Below are 388 nucleotides of genomic sequence, written 5' to 3'. Positions count from 1 at the left end.
GGCCATAGCGGCCATGGGCAGCATGAAAGATGGTGGTGATGCGCGCGCGCAGGTCCGCATACGGATCGGGCCGGTCCAGGCGCGTGACGTGCACGTAGTAGGTCGAGGACGGGAGGTGGGCAACCTCCAACAACACCGTCACGGGATAGATCGCCTTGAGCGCGACAACGGCCTGCACCTTTACCGCTGGTTCTGTGCGCGCAAGGCCTTCAGTTTTTTTAGGTAATCCACCTCGGCCCGCAGGTACAGGTTCTCCCGCTGTAACCGCTCGAGGTCGGTTTCATCCCGCCTGATTCCGGGTGGGCGGCCGCGCTGTTTGGGACGTAATCCATCCTCGCCCTGACGTTCATACTCGCGCACCCAGCGCATCACGGTTTTGGGCGAGGAC

Annotated in this window: 1 protein-coding gene; it reads right to left on the bottom strand. The window is 62.6% G+C overall.

The genetic code is table 11. From position 1 onward, the window contains the following. Positions 1-180: 180 nt before the first annotated feature. A partial coding sequence (locus J1781_RS00115) for a helix-turn-helix domain-containing protein (RefSeq protein ID WP_217232985.1) occupies positions 181-388 on the bottom strand: 208 nt, incomplete at its 5' end.

The sequence above is a fragment of the Rahnella perminowiae genome (genome assembly GCF_019049695.1).
Classification (GTDB): Bacteria; Pseudomonadota; Gammaproteobacteria; order Enterobacterales; family Enterobacteriaceae; genus Rahnella; species Rahnella perminowiae.
Note: the sequence above shows the minus strand (reverse complement) of the source record. Positions and strands in the feature narration are given on the sequence as shown.